Raw genomic sequence first — 20,836 nt, forward strand, 5'->3', positions numbered from 1 at the left:
CATCGCGTGCGCTACGGAAGTAGGAGGCGTAAAAGTCATCTGCGTCTTCCCAGTCGTCTTCGAATGCTTCCAGATAGTGCCGATATACGGGCTCTGTGCGCCAGTCATTGCGCTCCACTGCAGAGCGACACCTACGCTCGTATTCTGCTTTGATCGTCTCCCAGCGCAGGGCGTGCATGCAAACTTCTACGAACTCGGTAGGAGCGTAGGCTGGCATCTCAAGAAAGGCTTGCTCAAACTCAGCTCGTAGTTCTGGGTGTGAACCAATTGTCTCCAGGGCTTCCGTGGCGAATGGCAAAACATCGGGCGCATCGAAGGAGACGCTGAGCTTTGCTTCGGCCGCTTTGGCAAGTTGAATGACGCGCTCGACGGGACTCATACGATGCCTAACTTAGATATATCCCGCAAAACGGCGGATAACATTGGACGCAGTCGTTAAACAAAGTCGCATGACACCTCCAAAAGTTCTTTGAAATCAATTCAGTACAGCACAAATCTGTATGCATGAACAGGTATAACAGAATCGGCAACTCCGGCACTCCACGGTCGCCATCGCGAGGCAGTCTAGCGGCGTATCGCCAACTTGTGCCACGGGACCTGCCGGCTACAGACGATGAAAGGGCCGCCAGCCTTTCGCCCTGTTGCGAATGACGCCTCCGGGTCGAAACCCACCTCCCACACCTCACCCCAATCCCTCCGCCAACGCCTCAAACACCACCCGGATCCGTCTCGAAGTCCGCAACTCCCGGTGCGTCACCAGCCAGACCGGGAAGCGGATCGGCGGCACATCGTCGAGCACGCGGACCACGCCCGGTGTGTCGCGGGCGATCTCTTCCATCATCGCGCCGATGCCCAGGCCTTTTTGCACCAGCGCCCAGTGCGCCACGGTGTGGTCGACGTAGCAGCTGAAGTTGCTTTCGTTCACCGGCAGGCCGTGCATGCGCAGGTAGCCCAGGTAACGGCCCTGGCGGTCGGAGCCCACGAAGGGCAGGTGGGCGGCGTCTTCGGCGCTGCGCGGGTGGCCGTGGGTCTTCACCCAGTCTTCCGACGCATAGAAATGCGCCGTGGCCTCGCGGATGAAGCGGGCGATCAGTTCGGGCTGCTCGGGCTTGACGTGGCGGATGGCGATGTCGGCCTCGCGGCGCAGCAGGTCGCTCAGCGCGTTGGACGGAATCAACTCGATGGCGATGCCCGGTTCCTGTTCGCGCAGTTGCTTCACCAGCGGCGGCAGCAGGTAGGCGGCGACCGCGTCGCTGGCCGTGACCGAGACCACGCCGCCCACCGCCTGCGAGCGGCCGGTGGCGGCCAGGCCCAGCGCCTCGGCGGCCGCGCCCATGGCGCGTGCGTGCTCCAGCAGGTCCATGCCGGTGGTGGTGAGCACCATGCTTTTGCCCACCCGCTCGAACAGGGTCACGCCCATGCGCTGCTCGATCGCGGCCACCTGGCGGCTGAGCGTGGGCTGGGTCAGGCCCAGCTTGCGCGCGGCGGCCGACAGCGAGCCGGTTTCGGCGGTTTCCAGAAAGGCCTTGAGCTGGTTCCAGTCGAGGTTGTTCATGCGTTTATGTATATGTCCGCTGCAATTTACCGCAGTTCCTCTGCGGCTTGTGCATGGATAGGATGCCACCCATGCCGCTGTCCACCACCCCCTCTCTCGACACCCCAAGCCCGCCGCAGAGCAGCGACGTGGTGTCCCGCAAGGCCCGTTTCTGGGACCGCATCGCGCGCAAGTACGCGGCCGACCCGATTGCCGACATGCCGGGTTACGAGGCCACGCTGCGGCGGGTGCAGGGCCTGCTGACGGCCGAGATGAACGTGCTGGAGATCGGCTGCGGCACCGGCAGCACCGCGCTGCGGCTGGCGCCGTTCACGCGGCGGCTGCTGGCCACCGACGTGTCGGCCGGCATGATCGGCATCGCCCGCGAGAAGCTGGCGGCCGAGCCGCTGCCGCAGCTGGCGTTCGCGCTGGCCGACGCCGACGCCCCCGCGGCCGGCCCCGGCGACTACCACGCGGTGCTGGCCTTCAACCTGCTGCACCTGGTGAGCGACCTCGACGGCGCGCTGGCCTCGGCGGTGCAGGCGCTGCGGCCGGGCGGCCTGCTGATTTCCAAGACCGCCTGTGTGGCCGAGATGAACCCGCTGATCCGCTGGCTGGCGATTCCGGTGATGCAGGCCATCGGCAAGGCGCCCCACGTGCTGCTGTTCGATGCAGACACGCTGCAGGCCGCTATGGTCCGCCAGGGCCTGGTGATCGAGGCGGTCGAGCGCCACGGCACCAAGGGCAAAGACATCCGCGTCTTCATCGTGGCCCGCAAGCCGGGCTGAGTTTTTTCCCCTTCACCAGCGACCCGGGTTTCAGCCCAGGCGGGGCGTCGTTCGCCCGGCCGGGGCGCGTTCGTCCTTTTTTTCAAGCGACTCAGGAGTTTCTTCATGCCACGCATCCGTCCGCTGTCCGGCTTCGCACGCCGTCCTGCCACCACCGTGGCGCTGCTTTTCGCCCTGGCCCTGTCGGCCTGCGGCGGCGGTGGGGGCGACGACACGCCGGACGGTGGCAGCGGCGGGGCCACGCCGTCGGCGTCGCTCGAAGCCCTGGCCGGCGACTGGGTGCAGAAGGGCTGCGCGAAGGCCGGCGGCCAGTCGTACAGGAAGATGCTGCGCGCCCGCGTCACCGGGGCCAACACGCTGGATTACTACGAAGGCGTGTTCACCTTCGGCGGCAACGACTGCGCCGGTGGCGGGCGCCTGACCGGCCCGTCCAAGCTGGGCACGCTGAGCTTTGACCGCTCCGAGGCGGGTGGCGGCCTGGCCGCGCACTGGGGCCTGTACCGCACCGTCATCGGCACGCGCCACGGCGCCATCTGGGCGCTGCGTTCGCCGCCGCTGCTGTGCCTGCTGGGCGACGAGATCCCGAGCATCCAGCCCACACTGTCGGCGGTGTCCGCCAGCCTGGCCGCCGTGCCTGCCGACAACTGTTTTGTCCGATGAACCTTGCCAACCCTCTGGAGCCTCTGATGGAACCTGTGACCCGCCGCGCCCTGCTGCCGCTGGCTGCGGCCTTGCTGTTCCTGGCCAGCACGTCCGCCGTGTCGGCAGAGCCCGACGCCGCCGAGCGCAAGTTCATCCGCCAGGGCATGGGCGAGGGCGAGGTGGTGCTGAAGATCGGCCCGCCCGACCACGAGGCCGTGCACCGCGCCGTGCGGGGCCAGCCCGAAGAGAAGTCCTGGACCTACTTCCCCCATCCCCGCGACCCGCAGACCCTGACCGTCATCCGCTTCCACGCGGGCCGGGTGGCCGAGGTGGAGCGCAAGATTTCGCGCTGAGGCGGCGCTCTCAGCGCGCCCGCACGCCCAGCACGCCGCACACCGCGATCAGCGCGATGCCCAGCACCGTCCACACATCGGGCGCGTAGCCGAACACCACCCAGCCGGCCAGCGTGGCGAAGGCGATCTGCGTGTACATGTAGGGCGTGATGCGCGAGGCCGGCGCCTTCTGGTAGCCCTTGATCATGAAGTAGTGGCCCAGCGAGCCGAACACGCCGATCAGGCCCACCAGCAGCCAGAGCATCGGGTCCTGCATCGGCGCCCAGGTCCAGGGCAGGGCCACCGTGCCGAACACCAGGCCGGTGAGCCCGGTGTAGAAATGCATGGTGCCGGGGTCTTCGGTCTTCACCATCTTGCTGGTGACGATCTGGTAGAGCGCATTGATGACCACCAGCAGCAGCGGCAGGAACATGCCGATGTTCAGGTCCGAGCCCTTGGGGCGCACGACGATGAGCGCGCCCGTCAGCCCACCGGCCACCAGCAGCCAGGTCAGTGCGCTGACATGTTCGCGCAGCAGCACCGCAGCCAGCAGGGTGATGACCAGGGGCACCAGCATGAGGATGGCGGTGAACTCGCCCACCGGCACGTGCTGCAGGCTGATGTAGGCCACGGTGCCCGAGGTGACCATGAGCGCGCCGCGCAGCAGCTGCCACCACGGCGCCCGGGTGACGAAGAGCGAGCGGCCCTGGCTCGGGTAGAGCATGGCGGCGGTCATGCCGGCCTGCACCACGAAGCGCAGCCAGACGGCCATCATCACCGGCACCACGCCGCCCACGTACTGGCTGGTGGTGTCGAGCAGGGCGAAGCAGGCGGTGGCGAGGACGGCCAGGGCAATGCCGCGGCCGGGGTGGGGGTAGTGGGGGTCTGGCAAGGAGGGGCTGCGGGTCAGTAGCTCAGGCGGGCCACGGTGCGCAGTTCTTCGGCGGTCGTGGTGGCGAAGCCGAAGTATTCCAGATAGGCCGGGATCATCTCGAACAGCATGTCGGAACCCACTTGCACCTTGCAGCCTCTGGCCGCGGCGGCGGTGAGGAAGGCGGTCATCTCGGTGCGCATCACCACCTCGCCGACGAAGGTGCTGGCATCCAGGCGCGAGACATCCAGCGGCAGCGGGTCGCCCTCGTTCATGCCCATGGGCGTGGCGTTGACGACCAGGTCGAAGCCGGCCGGGTCGTTGCTGCCGGTCTTGACGTCGATGGCGGGGTAGTTGTCCCGGATGCGCTGGCCCAGGGCCTCGGCCGAGGCGGTGTTCACGTCGTAGAGGCTGATGTGGGCGATGCCCGCGCCGGCCAGCGAGGCGGCGATGGCGCAGCCCACGCCGCCACTGCCCACCACCAGCACGCGCGCACCGGCGAGCTTGAGGCCCTTGCGCAGCACGCCGCGCACGAAACCGGCGCCGTCGAACTGGTCGCCCACCAGGCGGCCGTCGGGCAGGCGCTTGACGGCGTTGCAGGCGCCGGCCACCTTCACGGTGGGGGTGACCTCGTCCAGCAGGCCGACGGTGACCACCTTGTGCGGCATGGTGATGAGCGCGCCGCGGATGTTGGTGAGCGTGAACACGCTCTTGAGGAAGGCCGGGTAGTCCTCGGGCTTGCAGCCGAAGGGCACCACCACCGCGTTGATCCCGTGCTTCTCGAAGAACGGGTTGTAGATCATCGGCGACTTGAACGTGTGCGTCGGGTAGCCGATGTGGGCGATGAGTTCGGTGCGGCCGTTGATCATGGTTTCTTCGTGGCGGCCGAGTTCACGAACTTGCGCACCAGGCCGTCCATGGCGATCAGGTAGCCGTCCACGCCGAAGCCGATCACGATGCCGGCGGCGGCGGGCGAGACCCAGGAGTGGTGGCGGAATTCCTCGCGCGCATGCACGTTGGAGATGTGGCACTCGATCACCGGCATCGGCTCCACGCCCTTGATGGCGTCGTGCAGGGCGATCGAGGTGTGGGTGAGGGCGCCGGGGTTGATGACCACGCCCAGCACCTCGCCGGCCTTGTACAGCCGGCCGTACTCGTGGATCTTGTCCAGCAGCGCGCCTTCCCAGTTGCTCTGGAAGCACTCCACCTCGTAGCCGATCTGCGCGCCATGGGCCTTGCAGAAGGCCTCCACATCGGCCAGTGTGGTGTAGCCGTACTGGGCGGGCTCGCGCGTGCCCAGCAGGTTGAGGTTGGGGCCGTTGAGGATGAGGATTTTTTTCATGGCGTTCCTTGAGGGGGCGACGCGCCCGAAGGCGCGGCGCAGGGGGCTTACTTGCGTGCTTTTGCGAGTTCGGCCAGCAGTTCCGACACGGTGGCTTCGCCCACGGCGCCGGCGTGCTTGGTGATCACGGGCTTCATCTTCTCCACCAGCTTGACCTGTTCACCGGGGGCCAGTTCGGAGACCGTCATGCCGGCCTTCTTCAGGTTCTCCAGCGTGCTGGCCACCGAGGCGCGGGCCTGCTGGCGCTGGAATTTGGCGGACTCGGTCACGGCGTCGCCGATGATCTTCTTCTCGTCGGCCGACAGGGTGTCCCAGAACTTCTTGCTGATCACCACCGACTGCGGGTTGTACTGGTGGTTGGTCAGGGTCATGTACTTCTGCACCTCATACAGCTTGGCACCGTAGATGGTGGCGACCGGGTTCTCCTGGCCGTCCACGGCCTTCTGCTCCAGCGCGGCGTACACCTCGGGCCACGGCAGGGGCGTGGGGTTGGCGTCCAGGGCCTTGACCCAGTCCACGTTGATCGGGTTGGGGATCACGCGCAGCTTCAGGCCGGCGATGTCTTCCACCTTGGTGATGGCGCGCTTGCTGTTGGTGATGTTGCGGAAGCCCAGCTCGTAGTAGCCCAGACCGACCAGGCCCTTCTCTTCCAGCTTGGCGTGCATCTTCTGGCCGAAGGGGCCGTCCACCACGGCGTCGGCTTCCTTGCCGTTGGCGAACATGAAGGGCAGGTCGAAGGCCGCGAATTCCTTGACCTGGCTGGCGAAGATGCCCGAGTTCATCGAGGCCATCTCCAGGGTGCCGCCCTGCAGGGCCGAGACGTTGGCCTGGTCGCTGCCCAGCTGGCCGCCGGGGAACACGTTGACCTTGATCTTGCCGCCGGATTTGGCTGCCACGATCTCGGCGAACTTCTCCATGCCCTGGACGATGGGGTGGCCCGCGGCGTTCTGGTTGGCGAACTTGATCACCTTGTCCTGGGCGGCGGCGATGCCGACGGTGGCCAGGGCGGCGGTGGCGACGAGGGTCTTGATGAACAGGCGTTTCATGTGTTGTCTCCAGCGATCAGGGATGGGACGCAGACGAAAAAGCCCCTTGCCTTGGCGTGCCCGTTCCGGGCAAGGGTGTGGAAAACAGAAGCGGTCAGCCGTAGAACCAGCCCAGCGGCACCAGCACGATCTGGGGGAACAGCACCATCAGGAACATCAGCGCGAACTGGGCGATCATGAAAGGCCAGACGCCGCGGGTCACATCGTCCATGCTGATCTTGCCCACGCCGGCCACGGTGTTGAGCACCGTGCCCACGGGCGGGGTGATCAGGCCGATGGCGTTGTTCATCACGAACAGCACGCCGAAGTAGACCGGGTCGATGCCGGCGGCCTTGACGATGGGCATCAGCACCGGGGTGAGGATCAGGATGGTGGGCGTCATGTCCATGGCCGTGCCGACGATGATCACCAGAATCATGATCGCGAACATCAGCAGGGTGGGGCTGTCCAGCAGGGGCTGCAGCAGGTCCACCAGCTGGGCCGGCAGCTGGGCCACGGTGATCAGCCAGGCCGAGACCATGGCACCGGCCACCAGGAACATGATGACTGCGGTGGTCTTGGCGGCGGCCAGGAACAGGCCGTAGAGCTGGCTGATCCTGAGTTCACGGTAGACCAGCAGCGAGATCGCCAGCGCGTACACGGCGGCCACCACGGCGGCTTCGGTCGGCGTGAACACGCCGAACTTCAGGCCCACCACCACGATGACCGGCAGGCCCAGCGCCCAGAGCGCGTCGCGCAGGGACCTGAAGACCTCGGCGCGGGTCTTGCGGGCCGGCGGCTTGACGTTCTCCTTGCGCGCCACCCACCACCAGGTCAGGCACAGCGCCGCGCCCAGCAGCACCCCCGGCACGATGCCGGCCATGAACAGCTTGGAGATGGACACGTTGGCGGCCACGCCGAAGATCACGAAGCCGATCGAGGGCGGGATGACGGGCGCGATGATCGAGGCTGCGGACAGCAGGCCGGCCGAACGGGCCTTGTCGTGGCCGGCGGTGTGCATCATGGGCAGGAGCAGGGCGGCCAGCGCCGCGGCGTCGGCCACGGCCGAGCCCGAGAGCGAGGCCATGATGACCGCGGCCATGATGGCCACGTAGCCCAGGCCACCGCGCACATGGCCCACCAGCGCCATGGCGAAGGCCACGATGCGCTTGGACAGGCCCCCGGCGTTCATGATCTCGCCGGCCAGCATGAAGAAAGGCACGGCCAGCAGGGGAAAGCTGTTGGAGCCTTCGATCAGGTTCTGCGCCAGGATCTGCGCGTCGAACATGTTCAGGTGCCACATCAGCGCGGCGCCGCACAGCAGCAGCGAGAACGAGATCGGCACGCCGATCATCATGGCGGCGATGAGGGAGCTCAGGAAGATCGCAATGGTCATGGGAAGGTCTCCTGGCGCTGATCAGGGGTGCGGGTCGCCGTGCGGCATGTCGTCGGACTCGCGGATGCCGATCAGCTCGCTGTCCGCCATCTGGCCGGTGAGCAGGCGCACCAGGTTCAGCAGCAGGATGGGGGCGGCCAGCACGGCGAAGACCACGCCGCTGGCGTAGAAGTAGCCCATGGAGGTTTCCATGACGGCGCTGGTGGACTCCCAGTTGATCTTGGTCTGCTCCAGCGAGCCCTTGAAGACCAGCCAGCAGATGAACAGCATCAGCAGCAGCGACAGGCCCAGGCAGAACTTCTGCCCGGCCACCGGCAGGCGCGAGATCAGCGAGTCGGTGCCCAGGTGGCCGCGCTCGTTGATGGCGACCACGGCACCCAGGAAGGTCATCCACACGAACAGCCAGCGCGAAAGCTCTTCCGAGAGGGTGATGCCGGAGTTGAAGCCGTAGCGCATGACCACGTTGCCGAACACCATGACCACCATCGCCGCGAGCGACAGGACCATGAGCACGGCCAGCAGCCGGCAGTAGCCGTTGATGAGTTTCTGGACCAAGGGGTGTCTCCGAATCGTTGAGGTTCGTAATGTACGAACTGGTTAGTTTTTCAGATATCAGGAGTTTCCCTAAACCCCCGACCGCAGTGGCTTACTTTTTGACGAAGCGCGTGACCATCTCGACGATCGACGCGCGGCGGTGCGTGGCGATCGTGGGCGAGGTGAAGTCGCGCTTGAAGATCAGGCCGAAGGTGTGGCGGTTGGAGACGTTGAAGAACGACAGCGCGGAGATCGAGGCGTGGATGTCGACCGGGTCCAGTCCGGGGCGGAAGATGCCCTGCTCGACGCCGCGGGCGTAGAGCTTCTCGATGGCCGAGATGGCCTTGAGGTTGAGCGCCTGGATGCTCTTGCTCTGGGCCAGGAACTGGCCGCGGTTGATGTTTTCCGACATGACCATGCGGATGTAGGGCTCGTTGCCCGCGTGGTGGTCGAAGGTGAACTCGACCAGCCGGCGCAGCGCGGATTCGGGGTCGAGGTCGTCGAGATTGAGCTCGCTCTCGGTGGTGCGCACCCGCCGGTAGGCCTCTTCCAGGGCGGCCAGGTACAGGCCTTCCTTGCTCTGGAAGTAGTAATAGATCATGCGCTTGGAGGTGTGCGTCTCGTCGGCGATCTGATCGATGCGCGCGCCCGCCAGTCCCTTCTCGGCGAACTCGTTCATGGCCACCTCCAGGATGTTGGCCATGGTGCGTTCGGGGTCGTTGGTGCGGGTGGTGGCCTTGGCCTCGTGGGCCTTGCCGCGAACCACCTGCCTCCGGGAATGTACTGGTTCGTTCATTCCGGCAGTATAGGGTCAGGTGGCTCATCTGGTGACTTCGGTGTGTGTTCCGGTCAGACCAGCGGCACGGTCAGCAGGTCGATGACGGCGCGCGTGTCGGGGCGCACGCCACGCCACCAGGCGAAGGCCTCGGCGGCCTGCTCCACCAGCATGCCGACGCCGTCGGCCAGCTGCTTCGTGCCGGCCTGCTGTGCCAGGCGCAGGAAGGGCGTGAGACCTTTGCCATAGGCGAGGTCGTAGGCCAGCGCGCCCGGTGCGAACACCGTGGCCGGCACCGGCGGCAGCTCGCCGCGCAGGCTGGCCGAGGTGGCGTTGAACACCAGGTCGAATTCCAGGCCTTCGAGGTCGCTGTAGCCACAGGCCACCACCCGGCCGTGTGCGCTCGCCGCCTCTGCCAGCGCTTCGGCTGTGGACACGGTGCGGTTGGCGATCACCAGTCCGGCTGGCCCTTCGGCCAGAAAAGGCAGCAGGGCCCCACGGGCCGCACCGCCCGCGCCCAGCACCAGCACGCGTTTGCCTTTCAGCGGGTGGCCCAGGTTGTGCACGACGTCGCGCGCAAGGCCCACGCCATCGAAGTTCTCGGCGATCACCCGCTCGCCGTCGAACCTGAGCGCATTCACCGCGCCGGCCATCTGCGCGCGCGGCGAGTGTTCGGTGGCGCAGGCAAAGGCGTCGAGCTTGAATGGGGCGGTGACGTTCATGCCCCGTCCGCCGGTAGAACGGAAGGCGTCCATGTCGGCCGCGAACTGGCCGATGCGCCCTTCGATGGCGGTGTAGACCATGTCCTGCCCGGTGGCCTCGGCGAACAGGCCGTGGATCAGCGGCGACTTGGTGTGGCCGATGGGGTTGCCGATGACGGCGTAGGCGTCTGACATGGGGTCTCCTTATTTAGAGAAGAGCACGCCGTCTGTCTGCAGCGTGGCGATGTCGGCATCGCTGTAGCCCAGCGAGCGGGCCACCTCGGCGTTGTGCTGGCCCAGGTCGGGCGCCACGCGCTGCATGGGGGCGCTGGTGTCGCAGTCCGAGAAGCGGAACGGCAGGTTGGGCAGGCGCAGCGTGCCGTAGCGCGGGTGCTGCTGCTCCAGCACCATGCCGCGCGCCTGGATCTGCGGATCGGCCAGCACCTCGTCGATGCGCTGCACCTTGGCCGAAGGCACGTCGATGCCGTCGAGCAGGGCCAGCACCTCGGCCACGGTGCGCGCCGCCACCCAGGGTTTGACCACGGTCAGGATCTCCAGGCGGTGCGCGTTGCGTCCGCTGGCGTCGTGAAAGCGCGCATCGGCGCCGAAGCCGGCCGGCCCGCCGTGCTGTTCCACCAGCGCAGCGAAACGTTTCCAGGCATCGTCCACCTGCGCCGCGATCACGAGGTCGCCGTCCTGCGCGCGGAACACGCCATACAGCGTGGAGGTCGGCATGTCGTGCCCGGTCTGCTGCGGCAGCACCGTGCCGCCCGAGAGCGTGTAGCACTGCACCGCGTACTCGTGCATGGACACCAGCGTGTCGTAGAGCGCCATGTCGATGTGCTGGCCCTTGCCGCTGCTCACGCGGCCGAGCAGGGCGGCGTTGATGGCGGCCACCGCGTGGATGCCGGTGTACATGTCGCCCAGCGAGATGCGCAGCAGCGGCGGCGCCTCGCCCGGGGTGCCCACCATCTGCATGATGCCGCTCTTGGCCTCGGCGATCAGGCCGAAGCCGGCGCGGTGCGCATCGGGCCCGGTGTGGCCGTAGGCCGAGATCGAGCAATACACCAGCTTCGGGTTGCGGGCCGAGAGTTCGGCATAACCCAGGCCGAGCTTGTCCAGCGCGCCGGGGCGGTAGTTCTCTATGAACACGTCGGCGCTGTCGCACAGCTGCTGCATGAAGGCCTTGCCGCGCGGGTCCTTCATGTTCACGCTCACCCCCTGCTTGCCCATGTTGAGCTGCAGGAAGTAGCCGCTTTGCTGGTCGTCGATGATGTGGGCGTGCTGGCGGCCGGCGTCGCCGCTGCCGGGTCGTTCGACCTTGATCACCTCGGCACCCAGGGCCGCCAGGCAGCGGCCCACGTAGGGGCCCGCCAGGAAGTGGCTGTAGTCGATGACGCGGATGCCGGTGAGGGGCAGGGCTTGCATCAGAAGGCTCCCAGGCGGCGCGGAATCATCAGGCGGTGTTCGCCCTTCTGGACCACCTGGCCGTGCTGGTTGATGAGTTCGCTGGGCAGCACCACGATGCCCCAGCCCGGACGGCTCTTGCTGGCGCGCAGGCCGCTGACGCGGAACTTCACGTGCAGCACGTCGTTGACCTTGATCGGCAGCAGGAAGTCCCAGGTCCAGCCCAGCGACATGCCGGGCAGGAAGCGGTACTCGCTCTGCGTCTTCAGGCCGTCGGCGATGGACAGGCCGAACAGGCCGTGCGCGACGATGCAGCCGAAGTGGCTGGCGTTGGCGTAGGCCTCGTCCACGTGCACCGGCGTGTGGTCGCCGGTGAGGTCGGCATAGGCCAGGATGCGTTCCTTGGTGACGGTGTAGGTCGGGCTGATGCACTCGTCGCCTTCGCGGGCATCGTCCCAGTACTTTTCGGGTGTGGTGGGTGTGGTCATGGTTCAGCCCCGGGGTTGGACAGCCAGGGCCGCGGCCACGCTGCCGGGCGCGGCCTGGATCAGCTCGACCGCCAGGCCATCGGGCAGCTGCAGCCAGTTGCGCCCTTGCGGCAGGGCCTTCACACCCCAGGGTTCGGCGGCCTTCAGAGCCGCCTCCAGGTCGTCCACCATCACGCCCAGATGGGCCAGCCAGCCGGCGTCGTTGCTCGGTGGTGCTTCGAAATCGGGCGTGGCCATCAGCTGCAGGCCGCCCAGCGTCCAGTACTGGCGCGGGTCGTCGGTCGGGCCGTCGATCTCGCGCACGTCCATGCCCAGCACCTCGTAGAAGAAGCGGATGTGCCAGTGGATGTCCCGGACGCGCACGGCCACGTGTTCGACGTAGGCGCGGGTCGGCGGAGAGAAGGGGGTGCTCATGCCAATGTCCTTTCGATGCCCTTGATGCAGGCGACCAGGGTCTGGTTGACGGGGGTGGGCACGCCGCAGCGCTGGCCCCAGCGCACCACGGCGCCGTTGATGAAGTCGATCTCGGTGACCGAGCCTTTTTCCAGGCTCTGCAGCATCGAGGTCTTGAAGTCGGCCGGCAGTCCGGCGCTGGCTTTGCGCCAGGCCTCGCGCGGGTCGGTGAAGCTGAGCGTCACGCCGCTGGCGGCGGCCACGTCCATGGCTTCCTGCACCGCGGCCACGGCGGTGGCCTCGATCTCGGGGATCGCGTAGAGCGGGCCGTAGGGCAGGCGCGTGATGCCGCTGACCGCGCCGGTGGACACGTTGATCAGCAGCTTGTCCCACATGGTGCCGACGATGTTGTCGCTCACCGTGGTGGTCAGGCCGGCGGCGTTGAAGGTGGCCGCGATGCGCTGCGCGCGTTCGCTGACCGTGCCGTCGAGCTCGCCGATCAGGGTCTCCTTGCCAGCGGTGCCGCTGATGATGTGGCCCGGCGCCAGCATTACGCCGCCCACGTAGGTCTTGCCGGCCAGCACGTGCTCGCGACCCACGATGGCCGCCAGCACGTCTTCATGGCCCAGGCCGTTCTGCAGCGAGAGCACCGTGGTCTGTGGACCGACCAGAGCGGTGGCAGCCGACATGGCGGCCTCGGTGTGGAAGGACTTGACGAGCACGATCACCAGATCCACCGGGGCCAGTCCCGCGGCGCTGGTGGCGGCGGTGACGGTGCGGACCACCTGCTCGCCATCGGGCGTGCGCATGAGCAGACCGCGGGTGTTGATGGCGTCCACCTGGGCCGGATGGCGGTTGATCAGCACCACGCTGTTGCCGGCCTGTGCCAGCGTGCCGCCGATGGCACAACCCAGGGCGCCTGCGCCCAGAACCGCGATCTTCACTGTCCGTCTCCGTTGTGGAATGGGGCGGATTCTGGGTGTCTGCTTCTATGTCGTCTATCGAATGGATTCAATACACTTCATTGCATTCATCAATACGCAAGAGGCCTCATGAACCCGGACATTCCGCTGATCGACCTGCGGCTGCTGCGCCTGCTGGACACGCTGCACAGCACCCGCAGCGTGACCCGCACCGCCGAGTTGCTGGGCCAGAGCCAGCCCACCATCAGCATCGGGCTGGGCCGCCTGCGCGAGCAGCTGGGCGACCCGCTGTTTGTGCGCACGCCGCAGGGCATGCAGCCCACGCCGCGCACCGAGGCGCTGATCGGCACCGTGCGCGAGGTGCTCGACGGGCTGCGCCGCCTGTCCGAGGCGCAGGCGAGCTTCGACCCCGCGACGGCCCGGCGCGCTTTTCGCATCTTCATGACGGACGCGAGCCATATCACCCTGCTGCCGCGCCTGTTCAGCCATGTGCGTGCGCTTGCGCCGCAGGTGCAGCTGGAGGCGGCCGCCATCCACCCGGGCATCGCGCAGGCGCTGGAGTCGGGCGAGGCCGATCTGGCGCTGGGGCTCATCCCCCGGCTGGACGCGGGCTTCTTCCAGCAGGCGCTCTTCATCCAGGACTGGGTGTGCCTGGTCAACGCCCGGCACCCGCGCCTCCAGGGGCGCCTCACGCTGGCGCAGTACCGGCGCGAGGCCCATGTGGGCATCGTCTCCGGCACCGGTCAGCTGCTGCTGGAAAAAGCCATGGCCGAGCGGGGCGTGGAGCGGCAGGTCAGCCTGAAGCTGCCGGGTTTTCTGGGCCTGTCGGCCATCCTGTCCACCACCGACCTGCTGGCGACGCTGCCCCGCCACATCGGCGAAACCCTGGCCCGGTCGGCGGGGCTGCAGGTGCTGCCTTGTCCGGTGCCGATCCCCACCTTTGTGGTCAAGCAGCACTGGCACGCCCGCTTTCAGCACGACCCGGCCAACCGCTGGTTGCGCGGGGTGTGTGCCGAGCTGTTCATGGACACCACCCGGGTGATGTCGGCCCACGACACGGAGGTGCCACGGTGAGGCAGGCCCTTCGGTGCGCCGATCCCGTGGGGCCGCTCAGGGGGCCGGGTCGGTGACGCCGAAGATGCGGCGCAGCGGGTTGAACCCGGTCACCAGCGCCGAGGCCACCAGCACCAGCGCACCGCCGGCAAAGATGCCCGGCGACAGCGCCTCGCCCAAAAACAGGTGGCCCCACGCAACGCCGAACACCGGGATCATGAACACCGGGCTCATGGCCGCCACCGGCGTCACGTTGCGGATGATGCGCAGGTGCGCCCAGTAGGCCAGGCCCGAGGTGACGATGCCCAGCACCGCGGTGGCCGCCAGCGTGGCGCCGGTGAAGCGGGCCTCCGGCCACTGCCAGGCCGCGCCCGGCAGCACCAGCAGCAGGGCCATCACGTGGATGCCCGCCGCGATGGACAGCGGCTGCATGCGCGCGGTGGCGCGCTTCATCACCGGCGTGGCCAGGCCGTAGCAGGCGGCGGCGCAGACGCAGGCCAGGGCCGCGACCAGGGTGGTGCCGTCCAGCGGCACCGGGCCCAGCCGCACGATCAGGCCGACCCCGATGAAGCCGATCAGGCAGCCCAGCAGCTTGCGGGCGGTCAGCGTGTCTTCCTTGAACCAGGCCGAGGACAGCGTGCCGAACAGCACGGCCGTGGTGTTGAGCAGCGCGCTGTAGCCCGCCGGCAGGTACAGGCCGGCCCAGGCGTAGAGCATGAACGGCGCCGCGACGGACAGCAGCGCCATCACTGCCAGCATGCGCCACTCCTTCCAGGGCCAGGCGTGGCGCAGCACCGACATCAGCAGCACCAGGGTGAGGGCAGCCAGGCCGACCCGGCCGGCGGCCAGCACCCAGGGCCCCATGACCGGCGCGGCCATGCGGATGAACATGAAGGAGGCGCCCCAGAGGGCCGAGAGTGCGACGAGCTGCGCGAAGTGGCGTGTTTTCACCGCGCCGATTGTGGGGCTGAACACTTCGCCGGGCTGTCCTGTGACCGACAGGGTGAACAGGTGTGCGTCGCGCCCGCTCCGCTACAGTGGCGGCGCAGGCCAGTCCACCGACGGTCGTCCTTCGCAGGTCACACCATGCCGCTCGTCCTCTACGGTCACCCCTTCTCTTCGTACACACAGAAAGCGCTCGTCGCCCTGTACGAGAACGGCACAGCGTTTGAATTTCGCTGCATCGGGCCCGACACACCTGAGCACACGGTCGACTGGTTGCGGCGCTGGCCGATCGCCCGGTTCCCGCTGCTGCTGGACGGAGAACGCCAGATCGTCGAGACCAGCCTGATCATCGAATACCTGCAGCTGGTCCACCCCGGCCCCGTGCGCCTGCTGCCCGCCGACCCGATGGCCGCGCTGGACGTGCGCTTTCTCGACCGGTATTTCGATCTGTACGTGATGAGCGCGGTGCAGCTGGCGGTGGACACCGCGCTGCAGCGCTACCCGATGACGGTTGAAGAGGGGCGGGCCATCGCCAGCGAACGGCTGGAGCGGGCCTATGCCTGGCTCGAAGGGCACCTGGCCGGCAAGACCTGGGCCGCGGGGGATGCGTTCACGCTGGCCGACTGCGCCGCCGCACCGTCGCTGTTCTACGCCGACTGGGTGCACCCGATCGCCGAGGCGCACCCGTTGCTGCGCGCCTACCGCGCGCGCCTGCTGGCACGCCCGTCGTTCGCCCGCGCGGTGGACGAAGCGCGGCCTTACAGGTCGCTCTTTCCGCTGGGCGCGCCGGACAGGGACTGAGCCTCAGCCGCGGCGCGCATGGTGCTGGCGGATCAGGAAGGGGTTCCTGCCTCGCGCATGGCCTTCGCGGCCTCCACGTTCCCCAGGCCCTCCAGGCCCGCCGCGGCGCCGAGGCGGTCGCGCTCCTCTCGGTTCTGGCCGAGCTTGTACTTGCCCACCAGCCGGGTGACTTCTATCTCCAGGCCGACGATGGCCTTGAGCAGGCCGTCGATGTAGTCGGTGGGCGCGTCACCCATCTTCCAGGGCTTCTGCTGCTGCGAGCGCGCCTCGTGCTCTCGCGTCAGCCGCGCCACCAGCCCGCGCAGGAAGCGCTCGTCGTCGCGCACGCGCAGCACGCCGTGCGCGTGCACCACCGCGTAGTTCCAGGTCGGCACATGCCTGTGGTGCTCGGGCTTGCTCGGGTACCAGTTGGGCGAGATGTACCCGTCGGCGGCCCGGAAGACCACCAGCACCTCGGTGTCGGCCGCCTGCTGCCACACCGGGTTGGCGCGCGCCACGTGGGCACGCAGCAGCCCGTGTGGTCCGACGGCGGTGTCGAGTTCGAAGGGAATGTGGTTCGCGTCCAGCCCGTCGGGGCCGTGCGTGACCAGGGTGCCCAGCGGGTGCGCCTGCATGAGTGCGTGCAGGGCTTCCGGGCGTTGTTCTTCAAATGCGGTGGGCAGGTACATGGTGGTCAGTGGGGCGATGTGTTCAGTGCGTGCTGCACCAGTGCAGCCATTGTGCGTGCGGCCTCGGAGCCCGAGGCGGTGAGGCCCACGACGGTGCCTTCGCGGTCGGCGCGCGCTTCGTCCTGGCTGGCCTTGAGCTTGCCTTCCAGGCGCTGGATGGCGATCTCGATGCCCGCACCATCGGCGGTCCACCGCACGGCGCCATGGGCATGGACCACCACGTAGTTCCAGGTGGGCACCACGCGGCCGTGTTCCGCCTTGCCGGGGTACCAGCCGGGGGAGATGTAGGCCTGCGGTCCATGAAACACGACCAGCGAGGGGGCACCGGCCTGCACCGCGCGCCCCCCGGCGTCGTCCGGATCGATCCGGACGCTCAGTGTGCCGTGGTTGCCGCGCGTGCGGTCCAGCACGAAGGGCCGGTGGCTGGCGGTCAGGCCGTCCGCGCCCAGGCAGACCCAGGTGCCCAGCGGGTGCGCGTCGATGAGGTCGAGCTGCGCGGCGCGGTCGTCGAAGCGGTGGTGCGGGGGGACGTACATATATAGATAGAGGGCGGTGCCGGCCGGGCTCAGCTGCCCTGCAGCGCGTGCCGCAGCAGCAGCACCGACAGCGCCCACATGGTCAGGCCGATCAGGCCGTCCAGCACCTGCCAGGCGCGGGGTTTTGCAAACAGCGGCGCCAGCCAGCGCGCGCCGAAGCCCAGGCCGCAGAACCAGACCAGGCTGGCGAGGCTGGAGCCGGCGATGAACCAGCCGCGCAGGCCGGCCGGCTGCTGGGCGCCGATGCTGCCCATCAGCATCACCGTGTCCAGGTAGACATGCGGGTTGAGCAGGGTGAACGCCGCCACCTGGGCCATCGCGGCGCCACGACTCAGGCCCGGGCCGCCGTCGGTCGCCTGCAGCTGGCTGGCGTGCCGGGCCCGCTGCAGCGCCTGCCAGCCGTACCAGGCCAGAAAGAGGGCGCCCGCCAGCGCCATGGCCTGCGCAAACGCCGGGTGCCGTCCCAACGCCTGGGCCATGCCCAGCACACCGGCGCTGATCAGCACCGCGTCGGCCAGGGCGCAGAACAGCACCACCGGCACCACATGCTCGCGCCGCAGCCCCTGGCGCAGGACGAAGGCGTTCTGCGCGCCGATGGCGACGATGAGACTGAAGCAGAGCAGCAGGCCCTGCACGAACACGGGCAGCGCCTGGGCGAAAGACGTGGACAACATGGGCCGAGCTTGCCAGTGCTGGTGGATGAAGACAAACTGTCTTTCCTTCATCTGCTTTAGAGAAACTGAATCCATGCTCGATTACGCCGCCCTCAACGCCCTGGCCGCTGTGGTGCGCGAGGGCAGCTTCGATCGCGCGGCGCGCGCGCTGCACGTCACGCCCTCGGCGATCTCGCAGCGCATCCGCCTGCTGGAGGAGCGGGTGGGCTGCGCCCTGGTGGTGCGCGGCCAGCCCTGCCGGCCCACCGACACCGGCCGCCGCATGTGCCAGCACATGGACCGCGTGCGCCTGCTGGAGGCGGAGCTGACCGACGCGCTGCCCGCCATCGCGCCCGAGGGTGGGGCGCGGGTCCATCTGCCGGTGGCCGTCAACGCCGACAGCCTGGCCACCTGGTTCGCGCCCGCGCTGGCCGCCTTCGCCGCCGAGGCGCCGGTGCTGATGGAGCTGAGCGTGGACGACCAGGACCACACGGCCGAATGGCTGCGCACGGGCGCCGTGGTGGCCGCCGTCACCGGCACCGCGCGGCCGGCCACCGGCTGCAACAGCCAGCCGCTGGGCGTGATGCGCTACCTGGCCGCCGCCAGCCCGGCGTTCGTGGCACAGCACTTTGCGCAGGGGGTGGGCGCAGGCAGCCTGGCCCAGGCGCCCAGCCTGCTGTTCAACACCAAGGACGAACTGCAGGCCAGCTGGGTGCGGCGCCTGTGCCACCGCCATGTGGAACTGCCGCGCCACACGTTGCCCTCGTCGCACGCCTTCGTCACCGCCGCGCTGGCCGGTATGGGCTGGGGCATGTTCCCGCAGGGCATGGTTGCACCGCAGCTGGCCGAGGGCTCGCTGGTGGAACTGGTGCCAGGCACGCCGCTGGATGTGCCGCTGTACTGGCAGACGGCGCGGGCGGCATCCGGCCTGCTCGACGGGCTGACCCGGCGGATGGTGGCCGCCGCGCGGGAGGCCCTGCGGCCCGGGTGAGCCGGCGTCCTTTGTTAGGATGCTGCGCCCCCTGTTGTTCCCTGACCCTGTTACATGTCCCACCTGCCACACGCAGACAACTACCGCTCCGACATCGATGGCCTGCGTGCCATCGCCGTTTCTGCCGTCGTGATCCACCACGCGTTTCCCGAGCTGTTCCCGGGCGGCTTCGTCGGTGTGGACATCTTCTTCGTGATCTCGGGCTACCTCATCAGCTCGATCATCCTGGACAACCTGGCCCGCAACCGCTTCAGCTTCGCGGACTTCTACGCGCGGCGCGTCAAGCGCATCTTCCCGGCCCTGTTCCTGGTGCTGGCGTCCACGCTGGCCTACGGCTGGTTCGTGCTCTCGCCGCTGGAATACAAGGCGGTGGGCAAGCACGCGCTGGCGGGCAGCTTCTTCGTGTCCAACTTTGCGTTCTGGCAGGAGGCCGGCTACTTCGACGCCTCGGCGGTCGAAAAGCCGCTGCTGCACCTGTGGTCGCTGGCCATCGAGGAGCAGTTCTACATGTTCTGGCCGCTGGTGCTGGTGGTGCTGCACCGCGTGGGCCAACCCAAGCGGATCTGGATCGCAGCCCTGCTGCTGGCCTCGCTGGCGTTCAACCTCTGGCTGGTGCGCCTCGACGATCCGAACCCGGCCTTCTACAACCCGCTGGGGCGCTTCTGGGAAATGATGATGGGCGCCTTCCTGGCCGCCAGCCGCCCCGCACCGGGCACCAAGGTGCAGCATGCCGGGGCCCGGGTGCAATGGCTCTCCACCGCCGGTGTGGTGCTGATGGCCGCCGTCATGGTCAAGCTCGACCCCGAACGCCGCTTCCCCGGCGGCTGGGCCTTTGCCGCCACCCTGGCCACCTGCCTGATGATCGCCGCCGGCCCGCGCGGCTGGTTCAACCGCTACGTGCTGTCGAGCAAGCCCATGGTCTGGATCGGTCTGATCAGCTACCCGCTCTACCTCTGGCACTGGCCGCTGCTGGCTTACCCGCACATCGAAAACGGCGGCGTGCCTCCGGCGCTGCACCAGGTCGGCTGGGTGCTGCTGGCTGTGCTGCTGGCCTGGCTGACCTACCGGCTGGTGGAAACGCCGATCCGCTTCGGCCACTGGCGCCAGTGGCGCTTCACCACCGTGGCGCTGAGTGCCGGGGTGGCGATGACGGGCCTGACCGGCTTCACCATCTACAAGCAGGACGGCCAGCCCGAGCGGCTGCAGCGCCTGGCGGCCAACCAGCCGGGGCAGGACGGCACGCCCGAACAGATCCAGGCCCTGCTCAAGACGCTCTCGTCCAAGGGCGGCCGGCCCGCCATCATCGAAGGCTGGCGCGACGGCGACTGCATGCTCGACTACAAGCTGCCGGCGAGCCACTACAAACCCTTCTGCGTCGAGCAGAAGCGCCCGCTGGTCTTCCTCTGGGGCGACTCGCACGCCGGCTCGCTCTACCCGGGCTTCAAGGCCCTGCAGGACAGCGGCAGGTACAGCTTCGGCCTGGGCGAGCGCACCGCGGCCATCTGCCCGCCCATCCTGGGCATCGACCCGCGCCCGCTGTGCAAGAGCCTGAACGACGACACCATCCGCGTCATCCGCGAGACCAAGCCGGACATCGTGGTGCTCTATGCGTGGTGGCACGAGGGCAAGGTCAAGGGGCGCTACAAGGACACCTCGGGCCTGGAGCCCACCGTGGCCGAACTCAAGAAGGCCGGCGTCAAGCGCATCGTGCTGCTCGGCGCCGTGCCCTACTGGCGCGAAGACCTGCCCAAGCTGCTGCTGAAGGTGTGGCGCGAGCAGCAGCGCATCCCGCTGCGCCTGGGCGACGAGTACCTGGACCCGCACGTCAAGGCCGCCACGGCCGAGATGCGCCAGCGCGCCAAGGCCATGGGCATCGAGTTCATCTCCGGCATGGACTACTTCTGCAACCGCCAGGGCTGCCTCACGCGCATGGAGCCCGGCTCCGCCGAACCCCTGAGCTACGACTACGGGCACCTGACGCTGCCCGCGGTGAAGTACTACGTCGAGCAGATCGCGCCGCTGATCCTCAAGCCCTGAG

General features: G+C 68.1%; 25 protein-coding genes. 7 read left to right on the plus strand and 18 right to left on the minus strand.

The features are described from left to right. Together HPS01S_RS15755 and HPS01S_RS15760 are read right to left on the minus strand one after the other, a co-directional pair. Nucleotides 1–379, minus strand: a 379-nt coding sequence (locus HPS01S_RS15755; RefSeq protein WP_157576364.1) for a hypothetical protein, incomplete at its 3' end; no start/stop codon positions are given. Between the two features lie 303 nt (nt 380–682). Further along, a complete protein-coding gene (locus tag HPS01S_RS15760) occupies nt 683–1,555 on the minus strand; it encodes a LysR family transcriptional regulator (RefSeq protein ID WP_066158177.1) in 873 nt (290 codons plus the stop codon). A gap of 71 nt (nt 1,556–1,626) precedes the next feature. Here HPS01S_RS15760 and HPS01S_RS15765 point away from each other — a divergent pair, with 71 nt between their 5' ends. From HPS01S_RS15765 to HPS01S_RS15775, 3 genes are all read left to right on the plus strand, one after another. Beyond that, the gene (locus HPS01S_RS15765; protein WP_066158180.1) at nt 1,627–2,322 is read left to right on the plus strand and encodes a class I SAM-dependent DNA methyltransferase; all 696 of its coding nucleotides are present in this window, start codon (nt 1,627–1,629) and stop codon (nt 2,320–2,322) included. Nucleotides 2,323–2,427: 105 nt separating this feature from the next. Then, nucleotides 2,428–2,982 (plus strand): hypothetical protein, encoded by a 555-nt coding sequence (locus tag HPS01S_RS15770; protein WP_066158183.1) that lies wholly within the window; start codon nt 2,428–2,430, stop codon nt 2,980–2,982. A gap of 26 nt (nt 2,983–3,008) precedes the next feature. After that, a complete protein-coding gene (locus tag HPS01S_RS15775; RefSeq protein WP_066158185.1) occupies nt 3,009–3,317 on the plus strand; it encodes a hypothetical protein in 309 nt (102 codons plus the stop codon). Nucleotides 3,318–3,327: 10 nt separating this feature from the next. Here the strand turns inward: HPS01S_RS15775 and HPS01S_RS15780 are convergent, their stop codons facing one another. From HPS01S_RS15780 to HPS01S_RS15835, 12 genes are all read right to left on the minus strand, one after another. After that, nucleotides 3,328–4,188, minus strand: coding sequence for a DMT family transporter (locus HPS01S_RS15780; protein ID WP_066158187.1), 861 nt, complete (start codon nt 4,186–4,188; stop codon nt 3,328–3,330). 14 nt (nt 4,189–4,202) lie between these two features. Continuing rightward, nucleotides 4,203–5,036 (minus strand): shikimate dehydrogenase family protein, encoded by an 834-nt coding sequence (locus HPS01S_RS15785; protein WP_066158189.1) that lies wholly within the window; start codon nt 5,034–5,036, stop codon nt 4,203–4,205. Next, nucleotides 5,033–5,509: a type II 3-dehydroquinate dehydratase gene (gene aroQ / locus HPS01S_RS15790; protein WP_066158192.1), complete on the minus strand. Its 477-nt coding sequence runs from the start codon at nt 5,507–5,509 to the stop codon at nt 5,033–5,035. The genes HPS01S_RS15785 and aroQ overlap by 4 nt, the downstream gene beginning before the upstream one ends. 47 nt (nt 5,510–5,556) lie before the next feature. Then, nucleotides 5,557–6,555 (minus strand): TRAP transporter substrate-binding protein, encoded by a 999-nt coding sequence (locus HPS01S_RS15795; RefSeq protein ID WP_066158194.1) that lies wholly within the window; start codon nt 6,553–6,555, stop codon nt 5,557–5,559. Nucleotides 6,556–6,649: 94 nt separating this feature from the next. Continuing rightward, nucleotides 6,650–7,930, minus strand: coding sequence for a TRAP transporter large permease subunit (locus tag HPS01S_RS15800; protein WP_066158196.1), 1,281 nt, complete (start codon nt 7,928–7,930; stop codon nt 6,650–6,652). 21 nt (nt 7,931–7,951) lie between these two features. Next, nucleotides 7,952–8,485 (minus strand): TRAP transporter small permease, encoded by a 534-nt coding sequence (locus tag HPS01S_RS15805; protein ID WP_174545257.1) that lies wholly within the window; start codon nt 8,483–8,485, stop codon nt 7,952–7,954. A 91-nt stretch (nt 8,486–8,576) separates the two neighbouring features. Continuing rightward, nucleotides 8,577–9,260, minus strand: a complete 684-nt coding sequence (locus HPS01S_RS15810) for a TetR/AcrR family transcriptional regulator (RefSeq protein ID WP_066158198.1) — start codon at nt 9,258–9,260, stop codon at nt 8,577–8,579. 53 nt (nt 9,261–9,313) lie between these two features. After that, a complete protein-coding gene (gene aroE / locus HPS01S_RS15815; RefSeq protein WP_066158200.1) occupies nt 9,314–10,135 on the minus strand; it encodes a shikimate dehydrogenase in 822 nt (273 codons plus the stop codon). 9 nt (nt 10,136–10,144) lie between these two features. Further along, nucleotides 10,145–11,368 carry a CaiB/BaiF CoA transferase family protein gene (locus HPS01S_RS15820; RefSeq protein WP_174545258.1) on the minus strand — a complete coding sequence of 408 codons (1,224 nt, stop codon included), beginning with the start codon at nt 11,366–11,368 and terminating at the stop codon, nt 10,145–10,147. Continuing rightward, the gene (locus HPS01S_RS15825; RefSeq protein WP_066158452.1) at nt 11,368–11,835 is read right to left on the minus strand and encodes a MaoC family dehydratase; all 468 of its coding nucleotides are present in this window, start codon (nt 11,833–11,835) and stop codon (nt 11,368–11,370) included. Before HPS01S_RS15825 ends, HPS01S_RS15820 begins: the two co-directional genes overlap by 1 nt. A gap of 3 nt (nt 11,836–11,838) precedes the next feature. After that, a complete protein-coding gene (locus tag HPS01S_RS15830) occupies nt 11,839–12,249 on the minus strand; it encodes a VOC family protein (protein WP_066158203.1) in 411 nt (136 codons plus the stop codon). Then, the gene (locus tag HPS01S_RS15835; protein ID WP_066158205.1) at nt 12,246–13,172 is read right to left on the minus strand and encodes a ketopantoate reductase family protein; all 927 of its coding nucleotides are present in this window, start codon (nt 13,170–13,172) and stop codon (nt 12,246–12,248) included. Before HPS01S_RS15835 ends, HPS01S_RS15830 begins: the two co-directional genes overlap by 4 nt. 108 nt (nt 13,173–13,280) lie before the next feature. Here HPS01S_RS15835 and HPS01S_RS15840 point away from each other — a divergent pair, with 108 nt between their 5' ends. Beyond that, nucleotides 13,281–14,225 carry a LysR family transcriptional regulator gene (locus HPS01S_RS15840; protein WP_066158207.1) on the plus strand — a complete coding sequence of 315 codons (945 nt, stop codon included), beginning with the start codon at nt 13,281–13,283 and terminating at the stop codon, nt 14,223–14,225. A 36-nt stretch (nt 14,226–14,261) separates the two neighbouring features. Here HPS01S_RS15840 and HPS01S_RS15845 read toward each other — a convergent pair whose 3' ends face one another. Continuing rightward, nucleotides 14,262–15,155: a DMT family transporter gene (locus HPS01S_RS15845; protein WP_066158457.1), complete on the minus strand. Its 894-nt coding sequence runs from the start codon at nt 15,153–15,155 to the stop codon at nt 14,262–14,264. Between the two features lie 135 nt (nt 15,156–15,290). Between HPS01S_RS15845 and HPS01S_RS15850 the strand changes: the two genes are divergently transcribed. Beyond that, nucleotides 15,291–15,950 (plus strand): glutathione S-transferase family protein, encoded by a 660-nt coding sequence (locus tag HPS01S_RS15850; protein ID WP_066158209.1) that lies wholly within the window; start codon nt 15,291–15,293, stop codon nt 15,948–15,950. A 32-nt stretch (nt 15,951–15,982) separates the two neighbouring features. Here the strand turns inward: HPS01S_RS15850 and HPS01S_RS15855 are convergent, their stop codons facing one another. Genes HPS01S_RS15855 through HPS01S_RS15865 form a run of 3 tightly spaced genes read right to left on the minus strand, consistent with a single transcriptional unit; the run spans nt 15,983 to nt 17,828 of the window. Then, nucleotides 15,983–16,618 (minus strand): FMN-binding negative transcriptional regulator, encoded by a 636-nt coding sequence (locus tag HPS01S_RS15855; protein ID WP_066158211.1) that lies wholly within the window; start codon nt 16,616–16,618, stop codon nt 15,983–15,985. 5 nt (nt 16,619–16,623) lie between these two features. Beyond that, nucleotides 16,624–17,154, minus strand: a complete 531-nt coding sequence (locus HPS01S_RS15860; RefSeq protein WP_066158213.1) for an FMN-binding negative transcriptional regulator — start codon at nt 17,152–17,154, stop codon at nt 16,624–16,626. A gap of 29 nt (nt 17,155–17,183) precedes the next feature. Beyond that, the gene (locus tag HPS01S_RS15865) at nt 17,184–17,828 is read right to left on the minus strand and encodes a LysE/ArgO family amino acid transporter (protein ID WP_174545259.1); all 645 of its coding nucleotides are present in this window, start codon (nt 17,826–17,828) and stop codon (nt 17,184–17,186) included. 73 nt (nt 17,829–17,901) lie between these two features. On the opposite strand from HPS01S_RS15865, the gene HPS01S_RS15870 reads away from it, so the two are divergent. Both HPS01S_RS15870 and HPS01S_RS15875 read left to right on the plus strand, forming a co-directional pair. Next, nucleotides 17,902–18,798: a LysR family transcriptional regulator ArgP gene (locus tag HPS01S_RS15870; protein WP_066158215.1), complete on the plus strand. Its 897-nt coding sequence runs from the start codon at nt 17,902–17,904 to the stop codon at nt 18,796–18,798. A gap of 54 nt (nt 18,799–18,852) precedes the next feature. Then, nucleotides 18,853–20,835 carry an acyltransferase family protein gene (locus tag HPS01S_RS15875; RefSeq protein ID WP_066158217.1) on the plus strand — a complete coding sequence of 661 codons (1,983 nt, stop codon included), beginning with the start codon at nt 18,853–18,855 and terminating at the stop codon, nt 20,833–20,835. Nucleotide 20,836: the final 1 nt, after the last annotated feature.

The organism is Hydrogenophaga pseudoflava NBRC 102511, from assembly GCF_001592285.1.
Classification (GTDB): domain Bacteria; phylum Pseudomonadota; class Gammaproteobacteria; order Burkholderiales; family Burkholderiaceae_C; genus Hydrogenophaga; species Hydrogenophaga pseudoflava.

Excerpts from the sequence above, each read along its gene's own strand:
- HPS01S_RS15760 (WP_066158177.1), bottom strand. The coding sequence starts at position 1,555 with ATGAACAACCTCGACTGGAACCAGCTCAAGGCCTTTCTGGAAACCGCC.
- HPS01S_RS15765 (WP_066158180.1), top strand. The coding sequence starts at position 1,627 with ATGCCGCTGTCCACCACCCCCTCTCTCGACACCCCAAGCCCGCCGCAG.
- HPS01S_RS15770 (WP_066158183.1), top strand. The coding sequence starts at position 2,428 with ATGCCACGCATCCGTCCGCTGTCCGGCTTCGCACGCCGTCCTGCCACC.
- HPS01S_RS15775 (WP_066158185.1), top strand. The coding sequence starts at position 3,009 with ATGGAACCTGTGACCCGCCGCGCCCTGCTGCCGCTGGCTGCGGCCTTG.
- HPS01S_RS15785 (WP_066158189.1), bottom strand. The coding sequence starts at position 5,036 with ATGATCAACGGCCGCACCGAACTCATCGCCCACATCGGCTACCCGACG.
- aroQ (WP_066158192.1), bottom strand. The coding sequence starts at position 5,509 with ATGAAAAAAATCCTCATCCTCAACGGCCCCAACCTCAACCTGCTGGGC.
- HPS01S_RS15795 (WP_066158194.1), bottom strand. The coding sequence starts at position 6,555 with ATGAAACGCCTGTTCATCAAGACCCTCGTCGCCACCGCCGCCCTGGCC.
- HPS01S_RS15800 (WP_066158196.1), bottom strand. The coding sequence starts at position 7,930 with ATGACCATTGCGATCTTCCTGAGCTCCCTCATCGCCGCCATGATGATC.
- HPS01S_RS15810 (WP_066158198.1), bottom strand. The coding sequence starts at position 9,260 with ATGAACGAACCAGTACATTCCCGGAGGCAGGTGGTTCGCGGCAAGGCC.
- aroE (WP_066158200.1), bottom strand. The coding sequence starts at position 10,135 with ATGTCAGACGCCTACGCCGTCATCGGCAACCCCATCGGCCACACCAAG.
- HPS01S_RS15820 (WP_174545258.1), bottom strand. The coding sequence starts at position 11,368 with ATGCAAGCCCTGCCCCTCACCGGCATCCGCGTCATCGACTACAGCCAC.
- HPS01S_RS15825 (WP_066158452.1), bottom strand. The coding sequence starts at position 11,835 with ATGACCACACCCACCACACCCGAAAAGTACTGGGACGATGCCCGCGAA.
- HPS01S_RS15830 (WP_066158203.1), bottom strand. The coding sequence starts at position 12,249 with ATGAGCACCCCCTTCTCTCCGCCGACCCGCGCCTACGTCGAACACGTG.
- HPS01S_RS15840 (WP_066158207.1), top strand. The coding sequence starts at position 13,281 with ATGAACCCGGACATTCCGCTGATCGACCTGCGGCTGCTGCGCCTGCTG.
- HPS01S_RS15850 (WP_066158209.1), top strand. The coding sequence starts at position 15,291 with ATGCCGCTCGTCCTCTACGGTCACCCCTTCTCTTCGTACACACAGAAA.
- HPS01S_RS15855 (WP_066158211.1), bottom strand. The coding sequence starts at position 16,618 with ATGTACCTGCCCACCGCATTTGAAGAACAACGCCCGGAAGCCCTGCAC.
- HPS01S_RS15860 (WP_066158213.1), bottom strand. The coding sequence starts at position 17,154 with ATGTACGTCCCCCCGCACCACCGCTTCGACGACCGCGCCGCGCAGCTC.
- HPS01S_RS15865 (WP_174545259.1), bottom strand. The coding sequence starts at position 17,828 with ATGTTGTCCACGTCTTTCGCCCAGGCGCTGCCCGTGTTCGTGCAGGGC.
- HPS01S_RS15870 (WP_066158215.1), top strand. The coding sequence starts at position 17,902 with ATGCTCGATTACGCCGCCCTCAACGCCCTGGCCGCTGTGGTGCGCGAG.
- HPS01S_RS15875 (WP_066158217.1), top strand. The coding sequence starts at position 18,853 with ATGTCCCACCTGCCACACGCAGACAACTACCGCTCCGACATCGATGGC.